This is a genomic window from Lysobacter sp. yr284 (genome assembly GCF_900107375.1).
Lineage (GTDB): Bacteria > Pseudomonadota > Gammaproteobacteria > Xanthomonadales > Xanthomonadaceae > Lysobacter.
The window spans coordinates 1-22495 of sequence record NZ_FNPT01000038.1 but is presented as its reverse complement, the minus strand read 5'-3'; the positions used below and the strand labels follow the sequence as shown (position 1 = coordinate 22495).

Below are 22495 nucleotides of genomic sequence, written 5' to 3'. Positions count from 1 at the left end.
ATCCCGAGGTGTAGATCACGTACGCCAGGTCCGAGGACGTCGCACCCGCCACCTGCGGGTCGCTCGCCGGCCGGTCCGACCACGCCGTCGCCGCATCGCCCTCGCCGCACAGCGGCTCCAGGTCCAACGCGGTGCGCCCGTCCAGCGCCGCCTCGCCCAACGCCGCGCGGCCGGCCGCGTCGCTCAGCACCAGCCCCGGCGCCGCATCGGCCAGCACCTGCGCCAGACGCTCGGACGGATACGCCGGATCCAGCGGCACGTACGCCGCGCCCGACTTCAGCACCGCCAACATCGCGATCACCATCGCCGGGCTGCGGTCCGCGCAGATCGCCACCCGCGTCTGCGCGCCCGCGCCCAGCTCGATCAACCGGTGGGCCAGACGGTTGGCCTGCTCGTTGACCTGCGCGTAGCTCAGCGTACGCGCGCCGTGGACCACCGCCGGCGCCTGCGGCGTGCGCTGCGCCTGCTCCTCGAACAGGCCGTGCACGCTGCGGTCCTGCGGATACCACGCTTCGGTCGCGTTCCACTCGGTCAGCAACTGCGAACGCTCGCGCGGCGCCAGGATCTCGAGCCGGTAGAGCGCGCCGTGCGCGGCCGATTCCAGTTCATCGGCCAGGCTTTCCAGCGCTCGCTCCATGTAGCCGCACATCCGTTCGGCGCCGAGCGACTCCACCACCAATCCGGTCAGGCCGATATCGAGTCCGAAATCGTCCACGCACATGGTGATCGGGTAGTTGTTCCGGACTTCGTCCCTGATATGCAGGATATCCAGCTCCGGCGAAACGCCGGCGGCCTGCTCGTCGGCCGCGGCCGGCGCATCGCTGTGGCGATAGTTCAGCAACGCGCTGAACAGCGGGCTGTTCGCGGGAACGTCGCTGCAGCGTTGCGCCGCCGCCAGCGACGCGTGCTCGTGCAGGAGCAGTTCGGCCAACTGGTCGTGCACGCGCCTGACATCGGCCGCCGCGTCGCCGCGGCCCAGGTCGACCCGGAACGGCAGCGTGTTGATGAACAGGCCGACGCTCTGCCCCATCCGCTCTTCGGCCTGCATTCGCCCGAACAGCACCGTGCCGAACACCACCGTCGGATGGGAGACGCTGCGCGCGAGCACATGGCCCCACGCCAGATGGCACAAGCTGGCCAAACCCACGCCCAGGCGCCTGGCCTGCGCCCGCAGGCGGTCGCGCAGCGGCGCCGGCAGCATTCTCGCGGCGCGACCGATGCGCCGGTCGTCTTCGTGCACCTCGGCCAGGCCGAACGGCAGCGTCGGCTCGGTGACGCCCGCCAGCATCTTGCGGAAGTAGCGCTCGTGTTCGTCCCGCGGCACGCCCAGGCGCGCGCGCGCGACCAGATTGCGGAACGGCTGCGAAGCGCCCAGCCGGTCGCCGCGCCCGGACAGGATCGCGTAGACCTCCTCGCGCAAGGTACTCAGCGAAGCATGGTCGTCCACCAGGTGGTGGGTCAGGTACAGCAGCAGCCAGCGGCCGTTTTGTTCGTCCCAACTGGCGAAGAAGCGCAGCAACGGCGCCTGCGAGATGTCGATCCGATAATGGTAGGTGTCGAAGCGCCGGACCAGTTGGTCGGCGATCGGGCCCTCGTCGCCGTCCAGCTCCAGCTCGGTCACCTGCATCCGCACCTTGCGCAGGACCACCTGGGCCGGGGTGGAAAGCCCTTCCCAGAAGAACGCGGTCCGCAGGATGTCGTGACGGTCGACGACCGCCTGCACGGCGCCGACGAATCGGTCCATGAGACCGCGGTCGGCGAACGACAGGACGCTCACGTGCAGGTAGGGATCGCCGGCCGACGCCTGCAGGTGATGGAACAGCAGCCCCTCCTGCAACGGCGACAGCGCATAGATGTCCTGTACGTTCGCGACGCCGCCGGGGACCTGGGCGACGATCCGGTCGATGTCGCGCTGCTCCAGTTCGATCAGCGGCAGCATCTCCGGGGAGATCGTCCGGGCGTCGGCGGCGATCGCGTTCGCGGGCACGTCGATGTCCCGGTAGGTATCGAGCGCGGCGGCCAGCTTGGCGATGGTCGGCGCCGCGAAGATCGTCCGGATGTCCGTCCCCAGGCCATGCTGGCGCAGTTGCTCCAGCATCTGCACCGCGAGCAGGGAATGTCCGCCGAGTTCGAAGAAGTTGTCGTGGCGGCCGATCCGGTCGGTGCGCAGGAGCGCTTGCCAGATCCGCGCCAGCACCGGCTCGACGCCGCCCTGCGGCGCCTCGTACGCGCCTTGCGCATAAGCGTCGGCGTCGGGCTTCGGCAGGGCCTTGTGGTCGAGCTTGCCGTTGGGCGTCAACGGCCATTCCTCGATCCGCACGAACGCCGACGGCACCATGTAATCCGGCAGTCGCGCCATCAGGTGCGTCCGCAGGGCCACCACCCACTCGATCGCATCCGATTCCGGCTCCGACGGCGTCACATAGGCGACCAGGCGGCGATCCGCGTGTTCCTCGCGCACCAGCACCATCGCCTCGCGGACCAGCGGATGTTCGCTCAGGCGCGCTTCGATCTCGCCCAATTCGATGCGGAAGCCGCGGATCTTGACCTGATGGTCGTTGCGGCCCAGGAACTCCAGGTGGCCGTTCGGCAGATAGCGGGCGAGATCGCCGGACTTGTACATGCGCGCGCCCGGCTCGTCGCGGAACGGATCGACGAGGAAACGTTCGGCGGTCAGGTCGGGGCGGTTGAGATAGCCGCGGGCCACGCCGACGCCGCCGATGTGGATCTCGCCCACCGACCCGCGCGGCACCGGATGTGCGTGCGCGTCGAGCAGGTAGATGCGGCCATTGGCGATCGGCGCGCCGATCGAGCGCGGGTTGGAGGAGGCTTCGCACCGCAGCAGACAGGCGTTGACCGTCGCCTCGGTCGGACCGTAGGCGTTCCAGAGCGCCGGCCTGTGGCCCGGCCGGCTCCACCACGCGGCCAACGCCGCGGCGGACACCGCCTCGCCGCCGATCGCGATCTGGCGCAGGCTCGGCGCCATCGGCACCTGCGGGTCCTGCGCCAGTTGCTGCCAGAACCGGGTCGGCAGGTTGGCCACGGTCAGGCCGTAGGATTCGCACAACTCGAACCAGCGTTGCGGGTCGGCGATCCACTCGCGGTCGCCGAGCACCAGGGTGGCGCCGCTCGCCAACGCGCCGAAGATCTCTTCGACCGACATGTCGAAGCTGGGCCCGGCGAACTGCAGGACCCTGTCGCCGGGTTCCAGGCCGTAGCTGCGCTGCAGCACGGTGACCTGGTTGCACAAGCCGGCGTGCTCGATCATGACGCCCTTGGGCAGGCCGGTGGAACCGGAGGTATAGATCACATAGGCCAGGTTCGTCGGCGCCAGCGCCGGCACCTGCGGGTCGGTGTCGGGCAGCGCGGCCCACGGCGCCTGCGCCGCAGGCCCGGGCGGATCCAGCGCCACCACGGTACGGCCGGTCAGCGCGGCGGCGTCCAGCGCCGCGCGCCCGGCCGCATCGGCCAGGACGATCGACGGCATCGCGTCGACCAGCACGTGCCCCAGCCGCTCGGACGGATAGACCGGATCCAGCGGCACATACGCGCCGCCCGCCTTCAATATCGCGAGTTGGCCGACGATGAGGGCCGGACCGCGGTCGACGCAGATCGCGACCGTGTCGTCCGGCCGGACGCCCAGTCCGATCAGGTGATGGGCCAGGCGATTGGCCTGGGCATTGAGCGCGCCGTAGCTCAGCGAGAAGTCGCGATGCACCAGCGCGATCGCGTCGGGCGCCCGATGCGCCCGAGCCTCGATCAACTGGTGGATGCAGCGATCGCGCGGATAGTCGGCGTCGGTCGCGTTCCAGGTCCGCAACAGCAGTTCGCGCTCCGCGGAGGAAAGCAGTTCGATGGCGTCCACGGCCTGCTCGCTGTCGGCGGCCATCGCCCGCAGCGCCGAATGCAGATAACCGACCTGGCGCTCGATGGTCTGCGCATCGAACAGCGACTTGGCGTAGCTGAGGTCGCCGCGGACGACGTCGCCGATCTCGTTCAAGTTCAATTCGAGATCGAACTTGACCGGCTCCACGCCGGCCTGCCCCTCCGGACTCACCTGCAAACCGGGCAATTCCAGCCGGTTCTGCTCGTGCTTCTGCCAGCTGAACATCGCCTGGAAGATCGGCGTGTGATCCAGTCGCCGCGGCGGCTGCACGATCTCCACGACCTGTTCGAACGGAAGGTCCTGGTGGTCCTGCGCCGCCAGCGCGATGCTGCGCACGCGTTCCAGCAACTCGCGCACGCTGGGGCTGCCGGCCACGCTGACCGGCAACGCCAGGGTGTTGACGAAGAAGCCGATCATGCCCTCGGTTTCCGGACGGCCGCGGTTGGCGGTTGGGGTGCCGATCACGACTTCGTCCTGTCCCGACAGCCGCGACAGCACCGCGGCCCAGGCGGCCATCAGGGTCATGAACAAGGTGACGCCGTGCCGCTGGCTCAAGCGCTTCAGGGCGGCGGTCGCATCGGCGTCCAGTTCGATCGCGACGCGGCCGGCGGCGAATTCCTGTTGCTCCGGGCGCGGGCGATCGGTCGGCAGTTCCAGCAACACCGGTGCGTCGGCGAGCGCGCGCCGCCAGAACTCGGTCTGGCGCGCCAGCCGCTCGCCGCTGAGCCACTGGTTCTGCCACGCCGCGTAGTCGGGGTACTGGATCTCCAGCGGCGCCAGCGGATTGGGGCGTCCGGCGCGGAACGCGCGATAGAGTTCGTTCAACTCGCGCGACAACACGCCGACCGACCAGCCGTCGGAAACGATGTGGTGCTGGGTCAGCAACAGCACGAATTCCTGCTCGCCCGTCTGCACCAGGCGCCCGCGGATCAACGGTCCTTGCGCCAGATCGAAGGGCGAACGCGCTTCTTCCTCGCCGATCCGCGCCAGCTGCGCGGAAGCGTCCGGCTCGCCGCGCAAGTCGTGTTCGAGCATGCGGAAACCCAGGTCCGGCCCGAGCACGCGGACCTGCGGCAGCCCGCCGACCGCATCGAACACCGTGCGCAGGGTTTCGTGACGCGCCACCAGCGCGTCGAGCGAGCGCCGCAGCGCGACCTTGTCCAGCTCGCCGCGGATGCGCATCGCCAGCGGGATGTGGTATGTCGCGCTCACCCCCTCCCATTGCGACAGGATCCACAAGCGCTGCTGCGCGAACGACAGCGGCAGCGGCCGGTCGCGCGCGAGCGCAGCGATCGGCGGCAGGCCTTCGAGGCCGACGCGGGCACCCGCATCGGCCAGGGCGGCGGCCAGTCCGGCCAGCGTCGAACTGCCGAACAGCATCGCCAGCGGCAGCTCCACGCCCAGGCGCTGGCGGATGTGCGCGAGCATGCGGACCGCGAGCAGCGAATGGCCGCCCAGCTCGAAGAATTCGTCCTGCCGCCCGACCCGTTCGACCTGCAACAGCTCCTGCCACAACGCCGCCAGGGCCAGTTCGATCTCGCCGACCGGCGCCTGATACCCGGCGCGCTCCGCCGCGCCTTCCTCGGGCTCCGGCAAGGCCTTGTGGTCGAGCTTGCCGTTCTGCGTCACCGGCAACCGGTCGAGGCAGACGATGGCCGACGGCACCATGTAGTCGGGCAGCACCGTCGCCAGGTGCGTGCGCAGCTCCGCCGCCAGATCCGCGCCCGCGGCATCGGCCTGCATCGGCACGACATAGCCGATCAGGCGCTTTTCTTCGCCGTAGTCGCGCGCCAGCACGTGCGCCTCGCGCACCTTCGCGTGTCCGCCCAGGCGGGACCGGATCTCGCCCAGTTCGATGCGGAAGCCGCGGACCTTGACTTGATCGTCGTTACGGCCCAGGCATTCGATGCGGCCGTCGGCCAGGTAGCGGACCAGGTCGCCGGACTTGTACATCCGCGCATCGGGACCGGCATCGAACGGGTCGTCGAGGAAGCGCTCGGCGGTCAGCTCGGGGCGGTTGAGATACCCGCGGGCGACCGCCGTGCCGCCGATATGCAGCTCGCCGATGGCGCCCAGCGGCGCCGGCCGGCCCGCCGCGTCGAGAACGTACATGCGCACGTTGGCGATCGGGCGCCCGATCAGCACCCGGCCGTCGAACTCGCGCGGGCAGGTCCAGGCGCTGGCTTCGATCGCCGTTTCGGTCGGGCCGTACAGGTTGTACAACTGCGCGCCCGGCAGCTTGCGCTGCCAGCCGTAGACGTTCGCCGCCGGCAGGGCTTCGCCGCTGCAGAACAGCTTGCGCAGGGAAACGCATCCCTCCACGCCCGGCGTGGCCAGGAACACGCTCAGCATCGACGGCACGAAGTGCACGGTGGTCACCCCGTGCCGCGCCACCAGTCCGATCAGCGCGGCCGGATCCTTGTGCGCGCCCGGCGGCGCCAATGCCAGCCTGGCGCCGTTGAGCAGGGGCCAGAAGAGCTCCCAGACCGATACGTCGAAAGCGAACGAGGTCTTCTGCAACACCACCTCGTCGCGGTCCAGCGGCGCGTAGCCCTGCTGGATCCACGCCAGGCGGTTGACCACCGCCCGATGTTCGGTCATGACGCCCTTCGGCCGACCGGTGGAACCCGAGGTATAGATGATGTAGGCGAGGTTGCGCGAAGTCAGTCCGACCGCGACGGGATCGCCGGCCGGCATGGACGCCCATTCCTGCGGTTGGTGCAGATCGAGCACGATCGCGTCGGCAGCCACGATCGCCCCCAGCGCCTCGCGCCCGGCGGCGTCGGTCAGGACCATCGCCGGCGCGGCGTCGTCGAGCATCTGCGCCAGCCGATCGCGCGGATACGACAGATCCAGCGGCACATAGGCGCCGCCGGCCTTCATGATCGCCATGAGGCCGACCACCATCTCCAGGCTGCGTTCCACGCAGATCGCCACGCGCGCGTCCGCGCGCACCCCCCGCCCGATCAAACCATGCGCCAGCTTGTTGGCTTGCTCGTTGAGATCGCGATAGCCCAGCGCGCGATCGCCGCAGACGACGGCGACCGCCTCCGGCGTCGCGGCCGCCTGCCGTTCGAACAACTGATGAATGCACAGGTCCTGCGGGAACGGCGCATCGGTGTCGTTCCAGGTCTCCAGCTGCAGGGTCCGCTCGGCGGGCGACAGCAGGTCGATCCCGGCCACGGGCTGGCCGGCGTCGGCGACCATCGCCTTCAGCAGCGCCGACAGATAGCCGATCTGGCGTTGGACGGTCTCGGCGTCGAACAACGAGGTGACGTACTTCAGATAGCCCTGGATCTGGCCATCGGCCTCTCCCAGCGACAGCTCCAGGTCGAACTTGACGAAATCGAAGCGGGTGGCGGCCTGCTCCACGTGCAGGCTGCCGAGCTCGGGCAACCGCACGTCGTTGTTCTGCCAGTTGAAGAGCACCTGGAACAGCGGCGAGTGATTCAGGCTGCGCTGCGGCCGCACGATCTCCACGACCTGTTCGAACGGCAGATCCTGATGGTCCTGCGCGGCCAATACCGTGGCGCGCACCCGCGCCAGCAGTTCGCCCACGCTCGGTTCGCCGTCCAGCCGCACCGGCAGGGCCAGGGTATTGACGAACAACCCCAGCAATCCTTCCGTCTCGGGGCGCCCGCGGTTGGCCGTGGGCACGCCGACCACCACCTGCTCCTGGCCCGAAAGCCGCGACAGTACCGTCGCCCACGCCGCCATCAGCGTCATGAACAAGGTCGTGCCGTGCGCCTGGCTCAGGCGCCGCAGCGATGCGGTCAGTTCGGCGTCGAACGCGACCGGAACCAGCGCGGCGGCGAAGTCCTGCTTGGCGGGGCGAGGTCGGTCGGTCGGCAACTCCAGCAGCGCCGGCACCTCGCTCAAGGTTTCGCGCCAGAACTCCGCCTGGCGTTGCAGGCGTTCCCCGCCCAGCCACTGCCGCTGCCACGCCGCATAGTCCGGATACTGGATCGGCAGCGGCGCCAACGGATTCTCGCGCCCCTCGCTGAAGGCGGCGTACAACTGCGTCAGCTCCCGCGTCAGCACGCCGATCGACCAGCCGTCGGAGACGATGTGGTGCTGGCACAGGAACAGCACGTGTTCGTCGTGCGGCATCCTGATCAGACGCGCGCGGATCAGCGGGCCGTTGGCCAGGTCGAACGGCAGTTTCGTTTCGGCTTCGCCGAGCGAGGCCAGTTGCGCAGCGGCGTCGTCGCGTTCGCTGAAATCGTACTCGACCAGCGGCAACGGCGTGGCCGCCGGCAGCAGCCGCAACTGCGGCTGTCCGTCGACCGTCGCGAACACGCTGCGCAAGGCTTCGTGCCGGGCCATCAAGGCGTCGAGCGTTCGACGCAACGCGGCGCGATCGAGATCGCCGCGGATGCGCAACGCCGCCGGCATGTGATAAGTGGCGCTGACCCCGTCGAGCTGCGCCAGGAACCATAGGCGCTGCTGGGCGAACGAAAGCGGCATCGGCTGTTCGCGCGAGACCGGCACGATCGGGGCGTCGGCGCCTTCGGCCGCGCGGCCGCCGGCATCGGCCACCGCCTGCGCCAGGCGGGCCAGCGTCGAGTGGGCGAAGAACGCCGCCACGGGCAGCTCCACGCCCAGCGATTGCCGCACCCGCGCGAGCAGGCGCACGACCAGCAGCGAATGGCCGCCGAGTTCGAAGAAATCGTGGTGCCGGCCGACCTTGTCGACCTGCAACAGCGACTGCCACAGCCCGGCCAGGACCCGCTCGATCTCGCCCTCGGGCGCCTCGAACTCGCGCTGCGCATAGGACGATTCGTCCGGCGCCGGCAGGGCCTTGCGGTCCACCTTGCCGTTCGGCGTGAGCGGCAAGCTGTCCAGACGGACGATCGCCGCCGGAACCATGTAATCGGGCAAGCCGGCCGACAGATGGGCGCGCAGCTCGGCGATCCATTCGTCGTGTTCGCCGGCGCCCGCCACATAGGCCACCAGACGCTTGTCGCCGTGGTCTTCGCGCACCGTCACCACGGCCTCGCGCACCGATGCGTGGCCGGCCAGGCGGGCTTCGATCTCGCCCAGCTCGATGCGGAAGCCGCGGATCTTGACCTGGTGATCGTTGCGTCCGAGGAATTCGATGTTGCCGTCGGTCAGGTAGCGGGCCTGGTCGCCGGTCCTGTACATCCGCGCTTCGCCGCCGGCGAAGGGGTCGTGCAGGAAACGCTCGGCATTCAACTCCGGGCGGTTGTGGTAACCGCGCGCCACGCCGTCGCCGCCGATGTACAACTCGCCGATCGCGCCCAGCGGCACCGGCTGTGCGGCTTCGTCGAGCAGGTACATGCGGGTATTGGCGATCGGACGGCCGATCGATACCGGCGCATCGCCGGTCGCCGGCGCCACCTGCAGGATCGACGACCAGATCGTGGTTTCGGTCGGGCCGTACAGATTCCACAGCGACTTGCAGCGTGCGCCCAGGCGCGCGGGGAAATGCGCGGGCATCGCCTCGCCTCCGCACAGCGCCGTGAGCTCGCTGTCGCCTTCCCAGCCCGCCGCCAGCAACGCGTTCCAGGTCGCCGGAGTGGCCTGCATGATCCGGATCGCGTGTTCCCGGATCAATTCGCGCAGGCGCGACGAATCGATCGCGTCGGCATGGTCGGCAAGCACCACCGGCGATCCGCTGATCAACGGCAGGTACAGTTCCAGCGCCGCGATGTCGAACGAGATGCTGGTGACCGCCAGCCATCGGTCCGCCGGCGCCAGCGCGAAGCTGGACGCCATCGAACACAGGAAGTTGGTCAGCTGGCGATGCTCGATCTGCACGCCCTTGGGAATGCCGGTCGAGCCGGAGGTGTAGATCACGTAGGCCAGGTCGCCGGAGTTCGCGCCCGCCGGTCGCGGATCTGCGGTCGGCTGCCCGGCCCAGGCCGTCGCCAGCGTCGCATCTTCGGGCGACGGCAAGTCGACGATCGCGCAGCCTGCGGCCGCCGCGCCGTCGAGGGCGGCGCGGCCGCTGCGGTCGGCCAGCAGCGCCGTCGGCGCCGCATCGTCCAGCACCCGCATCAGACGCTCGGACGGATAGACCGGGTCCAGCGGCACGTAGGCGCCGCCGGCCTTCAAGATCGCCAGCAGACCGATCGCCAGGGCCGGGCCGCGCTCCACGCAGATCGCCACGCGGTCGCCGCGGCGCACGCCCAGCCCGATCAGATGATGGGCCAGCGCGTTCGCCTCGGCGTTCAGTTCGGCGAACGTAAGGCTGCGCCGTCGATGGACGACGGCGACGGCGTCCGGGGTCGCCTGCGCCTGCGCCTCGAACAGGCGATGGACGGATCGATCCCGAGGATACGGCGCCTGCGTCGCGTTCCATTGCTCCAGCAGCAAGCCGCGCTCGGCCTGCGGCAACACCTCCAACGAGCGCATCGGTGCGGCCGGCGACGCTTCGAGCGCGGTCGCCAGGCTGTCCAGCGCGCATGCCATGTAGTCCCACACCCGCTCCGGCGAGTGCGGTTGCATGACGTGCACGATGCAGCCCAACGAGCGACCGAAGTCCTCCAGGGTCAGCATCATCGGGTAATTGGTGTAGCGATCGCCCATCACCCACTGGGTGTCGATCAGCGGCTGTTCGGCGGGCGCCGGATCGCTGCCCGGCGCCGCGACCAGATTGCGATAGTTGACCACGCTGCTGAACAACGGCGCCGGCGCGCCGACGCCGCTGCATCGCTGCGCCAAGGCCAGCGATGCGTGCTCGTGCGCCATCAGCGCCGCCAGCCGGTCGTGCGCCTGGCGGGCCGCCCGCTCCGCTCCGATCTCTCCCAGGTCCAGCCGCAGCGGCAAGGTGTTGATGAAGAGTCCGGCCGCGCGATCGGCGCCGTCGCCGGCCTGCATGCGGCCGAACAGGACCGTGCCGAACACCACGCGCTCGTTGCCGACGATCCGCGCCAGCACCTGTCCCCAGGCCAGATGGCACAGGCTCGCCAGACCGATGCCGAGGCGCTGGGCCTGCGCCCGCAGACGGTCGCTGAGCGCCAGCGGCATCGTGCCTTGCCATTGCCCCATGCGGCCGCCGTCGCGGTGCACGTCGGTCAGGCCGTAGGGAAGCGTCGGCTCGTCCACGTCGCCGAGCATTTCGTCGAAGAAGCGCTCGTGCTGCTCCGGCGACAGGCCCAGGCGGGCTTGCGCCACCAGATTGCGGAACGGCGGCGGCTCGGCCAGCGAAGCGGCGGCGCCCTGCAGAATGGCGTTGATTTCCTCGCGGTAGATCTGCACCGACACCGCATCTTCGACCAGATGATGGCGCAGCTGCAGTACCACCCAGCGTTCGCTGCCGGGTTCGCGCGCGATCACGAACCGGATCAGCGGCGCCTGGGTCAGATCGACCTTGTGATGCCGCGCGTCGTAGCGGCGGCTCAGCTGTTCGCCGGCCGGTCCGTCGTGCGCGTCCAGGACGAGTTCGGTCACCGACAGGGCCGCCTGGCGCAGGACCACCTGCGCCGGAGCCGACAGCCCTTCCCAGAAGAATGCCGTGCGCAGGATGTCGTGACGGTCCACCAGCACCTGCACCGCCTGGATGAAGCGGTCCAGCAAGGCGCGGTCCGGGAACGTCACCACGCTCCTCATCAGATAAGGATCCGCGTCCAGGGTCAGCCGGTGGTGGAACACGATCCCGTCCTGCAACGGCGCCAGTCCGTAGATGTCCTGGACGTTGGCGATGCCGCCGGGCACCTGCGCCAGTATCCGGTCGATGTCCTCTTGCTGGAGATCGATCAGCGGCAACATGTCCGGAGTGATCGCGGTGGTTCCCCGCACGATCTGATTGGGCGGCACGGCCACCCCGCTCCCCTGCTCCAGCGCCGCTGCCAACTCCCGCAGCACCGGCGCGGCGAACAAGCGACGCACCTCCACGTGCAAATGCATCCGGCGCAGGCGCTCGATCAATTGCACCGCCAGCAGCGAATGGCCGCCGAGTTCGAAGAACTGGTCGTTGCGACCGACCCGCTCCAGCCCGAGCAACTCTTCCCACAACCGGGCCAGGAGCCGTTCGATCTCGCCCTGCGGCGCCTCATAGGCGCGGCGCGCCCGCGATTGCGCGTCGACGGCCGGCAAGGCCTTGCGGTCGAGCTTGCCGTTGGGCGTCAGCGGCCACGCTTCGACCTCGACGAAAGCCGAGGGCAGCATGTAGTCGGGCAGCCGCGCGGCCAGATGGGCGCGCAACCCGGCTGCGAGCCCCTCCTGCGCATCATCGCCCGCCGCGTCGCCTGCGGCGATGAAATAGGCGGCCAGTTGCTTCTCGGCGCCGTCGCCGAAGGCCAGCACCGTCGCTTCGCGCACCCACGGGTGCTCGGTCAGCCGCGCCTCGATCTCGCCCAATTCGATGCGGAATCCGCGGATCTTCACCTGATGGTCGTTGCGGCCGAGGAATTCCAACTCGCCGTCGCGGCCGTAGCGGGCCAGGTCGCCCGAGCGGTACATCCGCGCGCCGGCCGCGCCGTCGAACGGATCGGCGAGGAACCGCTGCGCGGTCAATTCCTCCCGATTGAGGTATCCGCGCGCCACGCCGGCGCCGCCGACGTAGATCTCGCCCGTCGCCTGCAGCGGAACCGGCTTGCCGTGACGGTCGAGCAGATGGATACGAAGGTCGGCCAGCGGCTTTCCGACCGGGCTGGCGGAGCGCGCGCAATCGTCGGCGCTCAACGCGCGATAGGTCACATGCACCGTGGTTTCGGTGATGCCGTACATGTTGACCAGGGTCGGACCGCCGTCCGCATGCCGGGCATACCAGGGCTTGAGCATCGAAGGCTCCAGCGCCTCGCCGCCGAAGATCACGTAGCGCAGCGCATGCGCGCTGTCGCTGCGCTCCTGCGCTTCGATGAAGGCCTTGAACGCGCTCGGCGTCTGATTGAGGACCGTGACGCCCTCGCGGCAGACCAGTCGATAGAAGTCCGCCGCGGAACGGGCGACTTCGTGCGAGACCAGCACCAGACGGCCGCCGTAGCGCAACGCTCCCCACAGTTCCCAGACCGAGAAGTCGAACGCGCAGGAATGGAACAGGCACCACACGTCGCGTTCGTCGAAATCGAAGCCGGCCCGGGTCGCGTCGAACAGGCGCACCACCTGGGTATGTTCGACCATCACTCCCTTGGGAACTCCGGTGGAACCCGAGGTATAGATCACATACGCCAGGTTCGCCGGGGACAGGCCGGCGACCGCCGGATCCCGGTCGCACTGCGCCGCCCATGCGGCCGCGGTTCCCGCGCGCAGCGGCTGCAGATCGACCACGCTGCGTTCGCCCAGGGCGCGCTCGCCCAGCGCGGCGCGCCCGACATCGTCGGCGAGCACGAACCGCGGCGCGCTGTCGGCCGCGATCGTCTCCAGGCGTTCGGAGGAATACACCGGATCCAGCGGCACGTACGCGCCGCCGGCCTTCAGGATCGCCAGCAGGCCGATCACCAGGGCCGGCCCGCGTTCGGCGCAGATCGCCACGCGCTCGTCGGCAGCGACGCCGAGCCCGATCAGATGATGGGCCAGGCGGTTGGCCTGCGCGTTGAGCTCGCCATAGCTGAGCCTGCCGTCGTCGTGGACCAGCGCGATGGCGTCGGGATCCTCGTGCGCCCGCTGCTCGAACAACTGATGGATGCAGGCGTCCGGCGCGGATGCGCCGATCGCGGCCGCCGGCGCGGGCTGCGCCGCAGCGGCTTCCTGCGGCCCCAGCACCTCCAGGTCGCGGACCGGCGTGCGCGGCGCGGTCGCCAACGCCAACGACAGGCTTTCCAGCGCCTGACGCATGTAGCCGCAGATGCGTTCGGCGGACAAGGCGTCCACCACCAGCGCGGTCAGGCCCAGGCGCTCCCCGAAGTCCTCGACCGACATCGTGATCGGATAGTTGGTGCGCTCCTGGGTGCCGAGAAACTCGACTTCGCCCAGCAACAGATAGTCCTCGGCCCCTTCGCTGGACACGTCGAGCAGGCGATTGTGCCGGTAGTTGAGCAAGCTGCTGAACAACGGGCTCGGCGCGGCCACGCCGCTGCAGCGCTGGGCCAGCGCCAGCGATGCGTGCTCGTGGGCGAGCAGGTCGGCCAATCGCGCGTGCGCAGCGCGCGCCGCGGTCTCCACGTCGGTCTCGTCCAGGTCCAACCGCAACGGCAAGGTGTTGATGAACAGTCCGGCGGCGCGATCGGCGCCGTCGCTGGACTGGATCCGTCCGAACAGCACGGTGCCGAACACGACGCTGTCGCGATCCACGATCCGCGACAGCACCTGGCCCCAGGCCAGGTGGCACAGGCTGGCCACGCCGACACCCAGGCGCCGTGCGTGCTGGCGCAGGCTGCGGCTCAGATCGTCCGGCAGCAGCAGCGAGGACTCCGCCACGCCGCCGCCCGCCTGATGGACGTCGGCCAGGCCGAAGGGCAGGGTCGGCTCGTCGACGTCGCCGAGCATTTCGCGGAAGAACGCCTCGTGCTCGCTCTGGGCGATGCCCAGCCGCGCCTGCGCGACCAGGTTGCGGAACGGCGGCGGCGGCGCCAGCGCATCGCCCTTGCCGGCCATCAGCGCGGCGATTTCGTCGCGCAGCACATCGAGGGTGGAGTGATCGCCGATCAGGTGATGGAAGCGCTGCATCAGCAGCCAGCGCCCGTTGTCGCGGTCGTGGGCGAACGCGTAATGCAGCAGCGGCGCCCGCGACAGGTCCATGCGCTCGCGGCGCGCGTCGAAATGCGCAGCCAGTTGTTCCGCCAGGGGGCCCTGGGCCGGGTCGGGCTCGAACTCCTGGACCGGCAGCTTCGCCTCGCGCAGGACCACTTGGACCGGGACCGAAAGGTCTTCCCACATGAACGCCGTGCGCAGGATGTCGTGCCGTTCGACCAGCCGCTGCAGGACGCCGAGGAAGCTGTCGAGCAACTGCCGGTTGGGAAAGCTGCGCAGGCTGGTCAGTACATACGGATCGCCTTCATCGGAAAAGCGATGGTGGAACAAGATGCCGTCCTGCAACGGCGCCAGGGCATAGATGTCCTGGATATTGGCGATTCCGCCCGGGACGCGCGCGACGATCCGGTCGATCTCGTCCTGGTCCAGATCCACCAGCGGCAGCATGTCGGGCGTGATCGCGACGCTGTCGGCCGCGATCGCGTTCGGCGGCACCGTCACCCAGCCTTCGCGTTGCAGCGACTGCGCGAGCTCGCAAAGCACCGGCGCGATGAACAGCCTGCGCACCTCCACCCGCAGGTTCAACTGGCGCAAGCGCTCGACCAGTTGCAGCGCCAACAGCGAGTGGCCGCCGAGTTCGAAGAAATTATCGTGGCGGCCGACTTCGCCGACGCCCAGCAGTTCCTGCCACAGCGCCGCGAGGGTCTGCTCCAGCTCGCCCTGCGGCGGCTGGAACGTGCCGCGCGCGAACGCCGCCGCTTCCGGCGCGGGCAGCGCCTTGCGGTCGAGCTTGCCGTTGGCGTTGAGCGGCCAGGCCTGCATCCGCACGAACGCCGACGGGACCATGTAGTCGGGCAGTTTCGCGCTGAGATGGGCGCGCAGCGCCGCCGCGAACGACTGGCTGTCGCCGTCGGCATCGGCCGGCAACGCATACGCCACCAGGCGCTTCTCGCCGCCCTCTTCGCGCGCCAGCACCGCCGCTTCCAGCACCTCGGGCAGCTCGGCCAGCCGCGTCTCGATCTCGCCCAGTTCGATGCGGAAGCCGCGGATCTTGACCTGATGATCGTTGCGCCCGATGAATTCCAGGTTGCCATCGGCCAGATAACGCGCCAGGTCGCCGGTCCGATACATATGACCGTCCCCGGCGAAGGGATCGCGCAGGAATCGCTCGGCGGTCAACTCCGGCCGGTTCAGGTATCCCAGCGCCACGCCGGTACCGCCGATGTACAGCTCGCCGACCGCGCCGACCGGCACCGGATTGCGATGCTCGTCCAGCAGGTAGGCCCGCACGTTGCCGATCGGACGGCCGATCGGCAGGTTCGCGACCCCGTCGTGTGCGCGCGTGATCGGACAGGTGAGCGCGAACGTCGTCGTCTCCGTCGGCCCATAGCAATGAATGATCGATTGCAACCCGCCTTGATCGAGCACGCTGCGGAATGCGCTCGGGTCGTTCCGCTCGCCGCCGCACATCAGGTATTTCAACCCGGCCAGCGCGGGCGCGATGGTGCGCGCGTACTGATTGAACAAGGCCGTGGTGACGAACAGCGCCGTCACCCGGTGGCGCGCCAGCGCCCGCTCGAAGCGGGCCGCATCGATGAATACGTCCGCATCGATCACCACGATGCGCCCGCCGTTCAACAAGGCGCCCCAGACTTCCATGGTGCTGGCGTCGAAGGACGGATTGGAAGCGAAAGCGATCGCATCGCCGGCGTCGAACGGCGCATAGCCGTTGTTGACGACCAGACGGCCGATCGCCCGATGCGGCACGACCACGCCCTTCGGCGTTCCGGTGGAGCCGGAGGTGTACATCACGTAGGCCGGCGCTTCGCTGGAGATGTCCAGTTCGGGATCGCGCACGTCCGCTTCGCCGCCGTCCGCGGACGCGTCGCCGATGACCTGCACGTCGAAACCGAACGCCTCCGGCGCTTCGGCCAGCACCCGCTTGGCCCCGCAATCGGCGAGGATCCATTCCTGGCGCGCGCGCGGAAGTTGCCGGTCGATCGGCACGTAGACCGCGCCGGCCTTGAGGATCGCCAACTGCGCGACGACCAGCTGCAGCCCTCGCTCCATCACCGTAGCGACGTGGTCGCCCGGGCGGATGCCGGAACCGATCAGGTCGTGGGCCAGGCGGTTGGCGCGAGCGTTGAGCTCGGCGTAGCCGACGACGAGGTCGCCGTGCTCCAGCGCCACCGCATCCGGCGTGCGCCTGCACTGGTCCTCGAACACCTTGTGCACGCAGCGTTCGCGCGAATACTCGGCCTCGGTCCGGTTCCAGGCCTCCAGCAGCAGCTCGCGCTCGCGCTGCGGCAGGATGTCGAGCGTCCGCACCGGCGCTTCCGGCCGGCGTTCGAGCGCGTCGGCGAGGCTCTCCAGAGCGCGCTGCATATAGCCGCATATGCGCGCCGCCGACAGCGGATGCGCGACCTGCGCGGTCAGCCCCATCGAGCGCCCGAAGTCCTCCACCGACAGCGTGATCGGGTAGTTGGTGCGCTCCTCGTTGCCGAGAAACACCGCCTCGGACAAGGGATGCGCGTTGCCGGAAGCCTGTTCGATCGGCGCCTCGTCGGCGCCGTGGCGATAGTTCAGCAGGGTGTTGAACAACGGCGCGGTCGCAGCCACTCCGCTGCAGCGCTGCGCCAATGCCAGCGGCGCGTGCTCGTGGCGCAGGATGTCCGCCAGGCGCGCGTGGGTCTTGCGCACCGCGGTCTCGACGCTCTGCTCGCCCAGGTCCAGGCGCAGCGGCAGGGTATTGATGAACAGTCCTGCGGCGGGGCCGCTGCCTTCGTTGGTCTGTATCCGTCCCAACAGCACGGTGCCGAACACCACCCGCGCCTCGCCGGCGCTGCGCGCCAATACCTGGCCCCAGGCCAGATGGCACAGGCTGGCCAGGCTCACGCCGTAGCGTCGCGCCTGCGCGCGCAATCGGTCGTTGAGCGCGTCCGGCAACGCGAATTTCGCGTCGTCGATTCCGTCGCCCTTTTGATAGACGTCGTCGTGGCCGAACGCGAGCGACGGCTCACTGACGTCGCCCAGCATCTCGCGGAAGAAGCGCTCATGCTCCTCCTGGCCCAGGCCGGAGCGGACCCGCGCGACCAGATTGCGGAACGGCTCGGACGGAGCCAGCGCCGCTTCGGCGCCCGCAAGAATGGCGTAGACCTCCTCGCGCAGCAGCGCGAGCGTGGAATGGTCGCCGATAAGGTGGTGGAAACGCTGCATGACCACGCAACGCTCGCTGCCGCGCACGCGGCCGACGATGAAGCTGAGCAACGGCGCGCGGCCCAGGTCGATGCGGTTGCGGCTGGAATCGAAACGCTCGGCCAGTTGCTGTTCCAGCGGTCCGGCGGCGGCATCGAATTCGACATGCGCGACCTGGAGTTCGGCCCGGCGCAGAACCACCTGCGCCGGCGTCGACAAGCCTTCCCAGTAGAACGCCGTGCGCAAGGTGTCGTGGCGGTCGACCACCTTCTGCACCGCCTGCAGGAATAGCTCCAGCGAGTTGCGGTCCTGGAACGAGATGTGGCTGGTGAGCAGGTACGGATCGCCCACGTCGGCCAGGCGATGGTGGAACAGGATGCCGTCCTGGAGCGGAGTGAGCTGGTAGATGTCCTGGATGTTGGCCGCGCCGCCGGGGACCTGGGCGACGATCCGGTCGATGTCGCCCTGGGTCAGCTCGATCAGCGTGAGCAGTTCGGGCGCGATCGCCGCGCCGGCCTCGCCGATCCGGTTCGGCGGCACCTGCATGCCGGGGCCGTCCAGGTTGCGGCCGGACTTCAGGATTTCGACCAGCTTTTCCTTGTTCTCGACCAGATAGGTCCTGATCTCCTCGTTGAGGCGCCCTTTTGCTCCCTTGACCACAAGAGATTCGCCGTCCAGCGCCAGCGAAATCTCGGCCTCTTTGAGTACGTTCAGGAACTTCTCGATGCTCACAAGCGGATCTCCTCCAATTCGTTCGCCTTCAATGCGAAGTCGCGCAGGATCGGCGCGACGAACAGCGAACGCATTTCGACCTGAATGTTGTCCTGGCGCAGGCGTTCGACCACCCGCACGGCGATCAACGAATGGCCGCCGAGTTCGAAGAAGTTGTCGCCCCGGCCGACCCGCTCCACGCCCAGCACTTCCTGCCAGATGCGCGCGATCGCCGACTCCACCTCGCCCTGCGGCTCCTCGTAGACGCGCTGCGCGAAGGCTTCGGAGCCGGGATCGGGCAACCGGTCGCGGTCGATCTTGCCGTTCGGCGTCAACGGCAAGCCCTCGATCCGCACGAACGCGGACGGCACCATGTAGTCCGGCAAGCGCGCGGCCATGTGCGTACGCAGCGATGCGGCGAGCCCGGCCGCGTCGGCGCCCGGGTCGGCGGGCACGACATAGGCGATCAGGCGCTTCTCGCCGGTCCCGTCCTTGCGCGCGACCACGACGCTCTCGCGCACTGCCGCATGCTCGGCCAGACGCGCGTCGACTTCGCCCAGCTCGATGCGGAAGCCGCGGATCTTGACCTGGAAATCGTTGCGGCCGAGGAACTCCATGTTGCCGTCGGCGCGATAGCGGGCGAGATCCCCGGTCTTGTACATGCGCGCATCCGGGGCGGTCCCGTGCGGATCGGGCACGAACCGCTCGGCGGTCAGGTCCTCGCGTCCGAAATAACCCGCGGTCAGGCACTCGCCGCCGATGTACAGATCGCCGCGGCTGCCGATCGGCATCGCATTGAGATGGGCATCGAGCACGTAGTACCGCGCGTTCTGGATGGGACGGCCGTAGGGAATGCTGACCCAGTGCGGATCGATGCGTTCGACCGGATAGAAATTCGACCAGACGGTGGCTTCGGTGGCGCCGCCCAGGCCGATCATTTCGCAGCGCGGGAACGCGCGGCGGATGGCATCGAAGAACTCCAGCGGTATCCAGTCGCCGCTGAAGAAGGCCAGGCGCAGCGCCGACTCGCCGTCGCGGCCCGCCTCTTCCAGGTAGAACAGCAATTGCTGGAAGACGGCCGGCGCCGAATCCCAGAAGGTAATCCCCTCGGCGAACAGCATGCGCGCCAGGCGTCGCGGGTCGCCGACCTCCTCGCGCGAGGCCACGTGGATGCAGCCGCCTGCGGCCAGCAACCCGAAGATGTCGTACACGGACAGGTCGAACGACAGCGAGCTGGTCAGCAGCACGACGTCTTCCGGACCGACCCGGAAACGCCCGTTCACCCATTCGATGAGGTTGATCGCCGGCAGGTGCGTGCCCATTACGCCCTTGGGCTTGCCGGTGGAGCCGGAGGTGTAGATCACATAGGCCAACTGCGACGGGGTCAGGCCGTCCACGTGCGGATCCGCACCGGAGCGCGAGGCCCAGGGCGCCGCGAGGTCGTTGCCGGGACGCAGCGCCTCCAGATCCAGCACGGTCGCGACAGCGGCGATGGCATCGCCGAGCGCGAGGCGCCCGGCGGCGTCGGCCAACAGTGCCGCCGGCGCTGCGTCCTCCAGCACCTGCCCCAGGCGCCCGGAAGGATAGGCCGGGTCCAGCGGCACATAGGCGCCGCCGGCTTTCACGATCGCCAGCACGCCGACGATCATCGCAGCGCTGCGCTCCACGCAGATCGCGACCGGATCGCCCGCGCGCACGCCCGCTTCGATGAGGTGATGGGCCAGGCGGTTGGCCTGTTCGTTGAGCTCGCGGTAGCTGAGCCGCAGCGCCTCGAAGCGCACGGCCGTCGCGTCCGGCGTGCGCTGTGCCTGTTCTTCGAACAGGCGGTGCATGGTGCAGTCGCGGCGATAGTCCGTCGCGGTGTCGTTCCACCCGGCCAGCAGCTCGCGCTCTTCCCCCGGCAGCAGGCCGATCGAATCCACCGAACGTCCGCAGTCGTCGGCCATCGCCTGCAGCATGGTGCGCAGGTAGCCCACATGCCGGCGCATGGTGTCGGCGTCGAACAGCGAGGTCGCATACGAAAGGCTGCCCGCGATCGTACCGTCGAGCTCCGACAAGGACAGCTCCACGTCGAACTTGACCACCTCGTAGGCGGACGCGTCCATGGCCACCCGCAGACCTTCCAGCTCCGGCACCTCAACGTCGTTGTTGTGCCAGTTAATCAAGGCCTGGAAGATCGGAGTGTGGTCGGTCCTGCGCGGCGGCTGCACCAGCTCCACGATCTGCTCGAACGGCAGATCCTGGTTGTCCTGCGCGGCCAGGGCCGCGCTGCGCACCCGCGACAGCAGTTCCGCGACGCTGGGCGCTCCGTCCAGGTCGACGCGCAATGCCAGGGTGTTGACGAAGAAGCCGATCAGTCCTTCGGTTTCGGCGCGGGCGCGGTTGGCGGTCGGCGTGCCGATCACCAGATCGTTCTGGCCCGACAACCGCGCCAGCACCGCCGCCCAGGCCGCCGTCAGCGTCATGAACAAGGTCGTGCCGTGCTGCTGGCTGACCCGCTTCACCGCGCGGGTCAGCTCGGCGTCGATGAGCACCGGCACGTGCGCCGCGACGAACGCCTGTTGCGCCGGGCGCGGCCGGTCGGTCGGCAGTTCCAGGAGCACCGGCGCATCGGCCAGCGCGCCGCGCCAGTACTCGGTCTGGCGCTGCAGCCTCTCGTCGTCGAGCCAGCTGCGCTGCCATGCGGCATAGTCGGGATACTGGATCGGCAACGGCGCCAGCGAGCTTTCCCGTCCCTGCCGATATCCCCGATACAGCTCGCCGAGTTCGCGCGACAGCACGCCGTTGGACCAGCCATCGGAAACGATATGGTGCTGGGTGAGCAACAGCACATGATCGTCTTCGGCCATCCGGATGAGGCGCGCGCGGATCAACGGCCCCTGCGCCAGGTCGAATACGGCATGGCTTTCCTCTTCCCTCAGCGCCGCCAGGCGTTCGGCCGCATCGGCAGCGGCGCTCAGGTCGTGTTCCATCAGCGGCATCGCCGTCGAGGCCGGCAGCAAACGCACGTAAGGTTGCCCGTCCGTCGCCTCGAACACGCTGCGCAGCCCTTCATGGCGCGCCATCAACGCATCCAGGCTGCGGCGCAGCGCTTCGCGGTCCAGCGCTCCGCGCAGACGCAGCGCATTGGGGATGTGGTAGATCGCGCTCACCCCCTGCCATTGCGACAGGAACCACAGGCGCTGCTGGGCGAAGGAAAGCGGCAGCGGCGCATCGCGCGGGACGGTCGGGATCGGGGGCAACGAGGGCGCCGCCTGTGCGCCGCCCGCGTCGATCACGGCCCGGGCCATCTTCGCCAGGGTCGAATGGGCGAACAGCGTCAGCACCGGAAGCTCCGCTCCGAGCGACTGGCGAATGCGTACCAACATGCGCACCGCCAGCAGCGAGTGCCCGCCCAACTCGAAGAAATCGTCCTGGCGCCCGACCCGCTCGATTCCCAGCAGTTCCTGCCACAGCTGCGCCAGCGCCCCTTCGATCTCGCCCTGCGGCGCCTCGTACGCGCCGCGCGCGTACGCCTCGTCGTCCGGCGCCGGCAGCGATCGCCGGTCCAGCTTGCCGTTCGCCGTCAGCGGCAACGACTCCAGACGCACGAACGCCGACGGCACCATGTAGTCCGGCAGCACCGCCGCCAACCGCGCGCGCAGCCCCGACACCAGCGACGCCGTTTCCACCGTCTCCTGCGACGCCACCACGTACGCCACCAGGCGCTTCTCGCCGCCGCTCTCGCGCGCCTGCACCACCGCCTCGCGCACCTGCTCGTGCTCGTTCAACCGCGCATCGATCTCGCCCAGCTCGATCCGGAAACCGCGGATCTTCACCTGGCCGTCGTTGCGCCCCAGGTACGCCAGCCGTCCGTCCGCCAGGTAACGCGCCAGGTCGCCGGTCCGGTACATCCGGCCGCCGTCCTCGCCGCAGAACGGATCGCGCACGAACCGTTCGGCCGTCAGCTCCTCCCGATTCAGATAGCCGCGCGCCACCCCCACCCCGCCGATGTACACCTCGCCCGCCGTTCCGCGCGGCACCGGCTGGCCCGCCTCGTCCAGCAGGTAGATCCGCATGTTCGACAGCGGACGGCCGATGTGCGGCACCGCGTCGTCCGCGCCGATC

At 69.2% G+C, this 22495-nt stretch carries 2 protein-coding genes; both read right to left on the bottom strand.

Features of this window, described 5'->3' with window-relative positions; all coding sequences use genetic code 11:
* A partial coding sequence (locus tag BLV01_RS24820; RefSeq protein WP_091806701.1) for a non-ribosomal peptide synthetase occupies positions 1 to 18409 on the bottom strand: 18409 nt, incomplete at its 3' end.
* On the bottom strand, positions 18406 to 22495 hold a 4090-nt coding region (locus tag BLV01_RS24815), incomplete at its 5' end, for a non-ribosomal peptide synthetase (protein ID WP_139179203.1). The genes BLV01_RS24815 and BLV01_RS24820, both read right to left, overlap by 4 nt.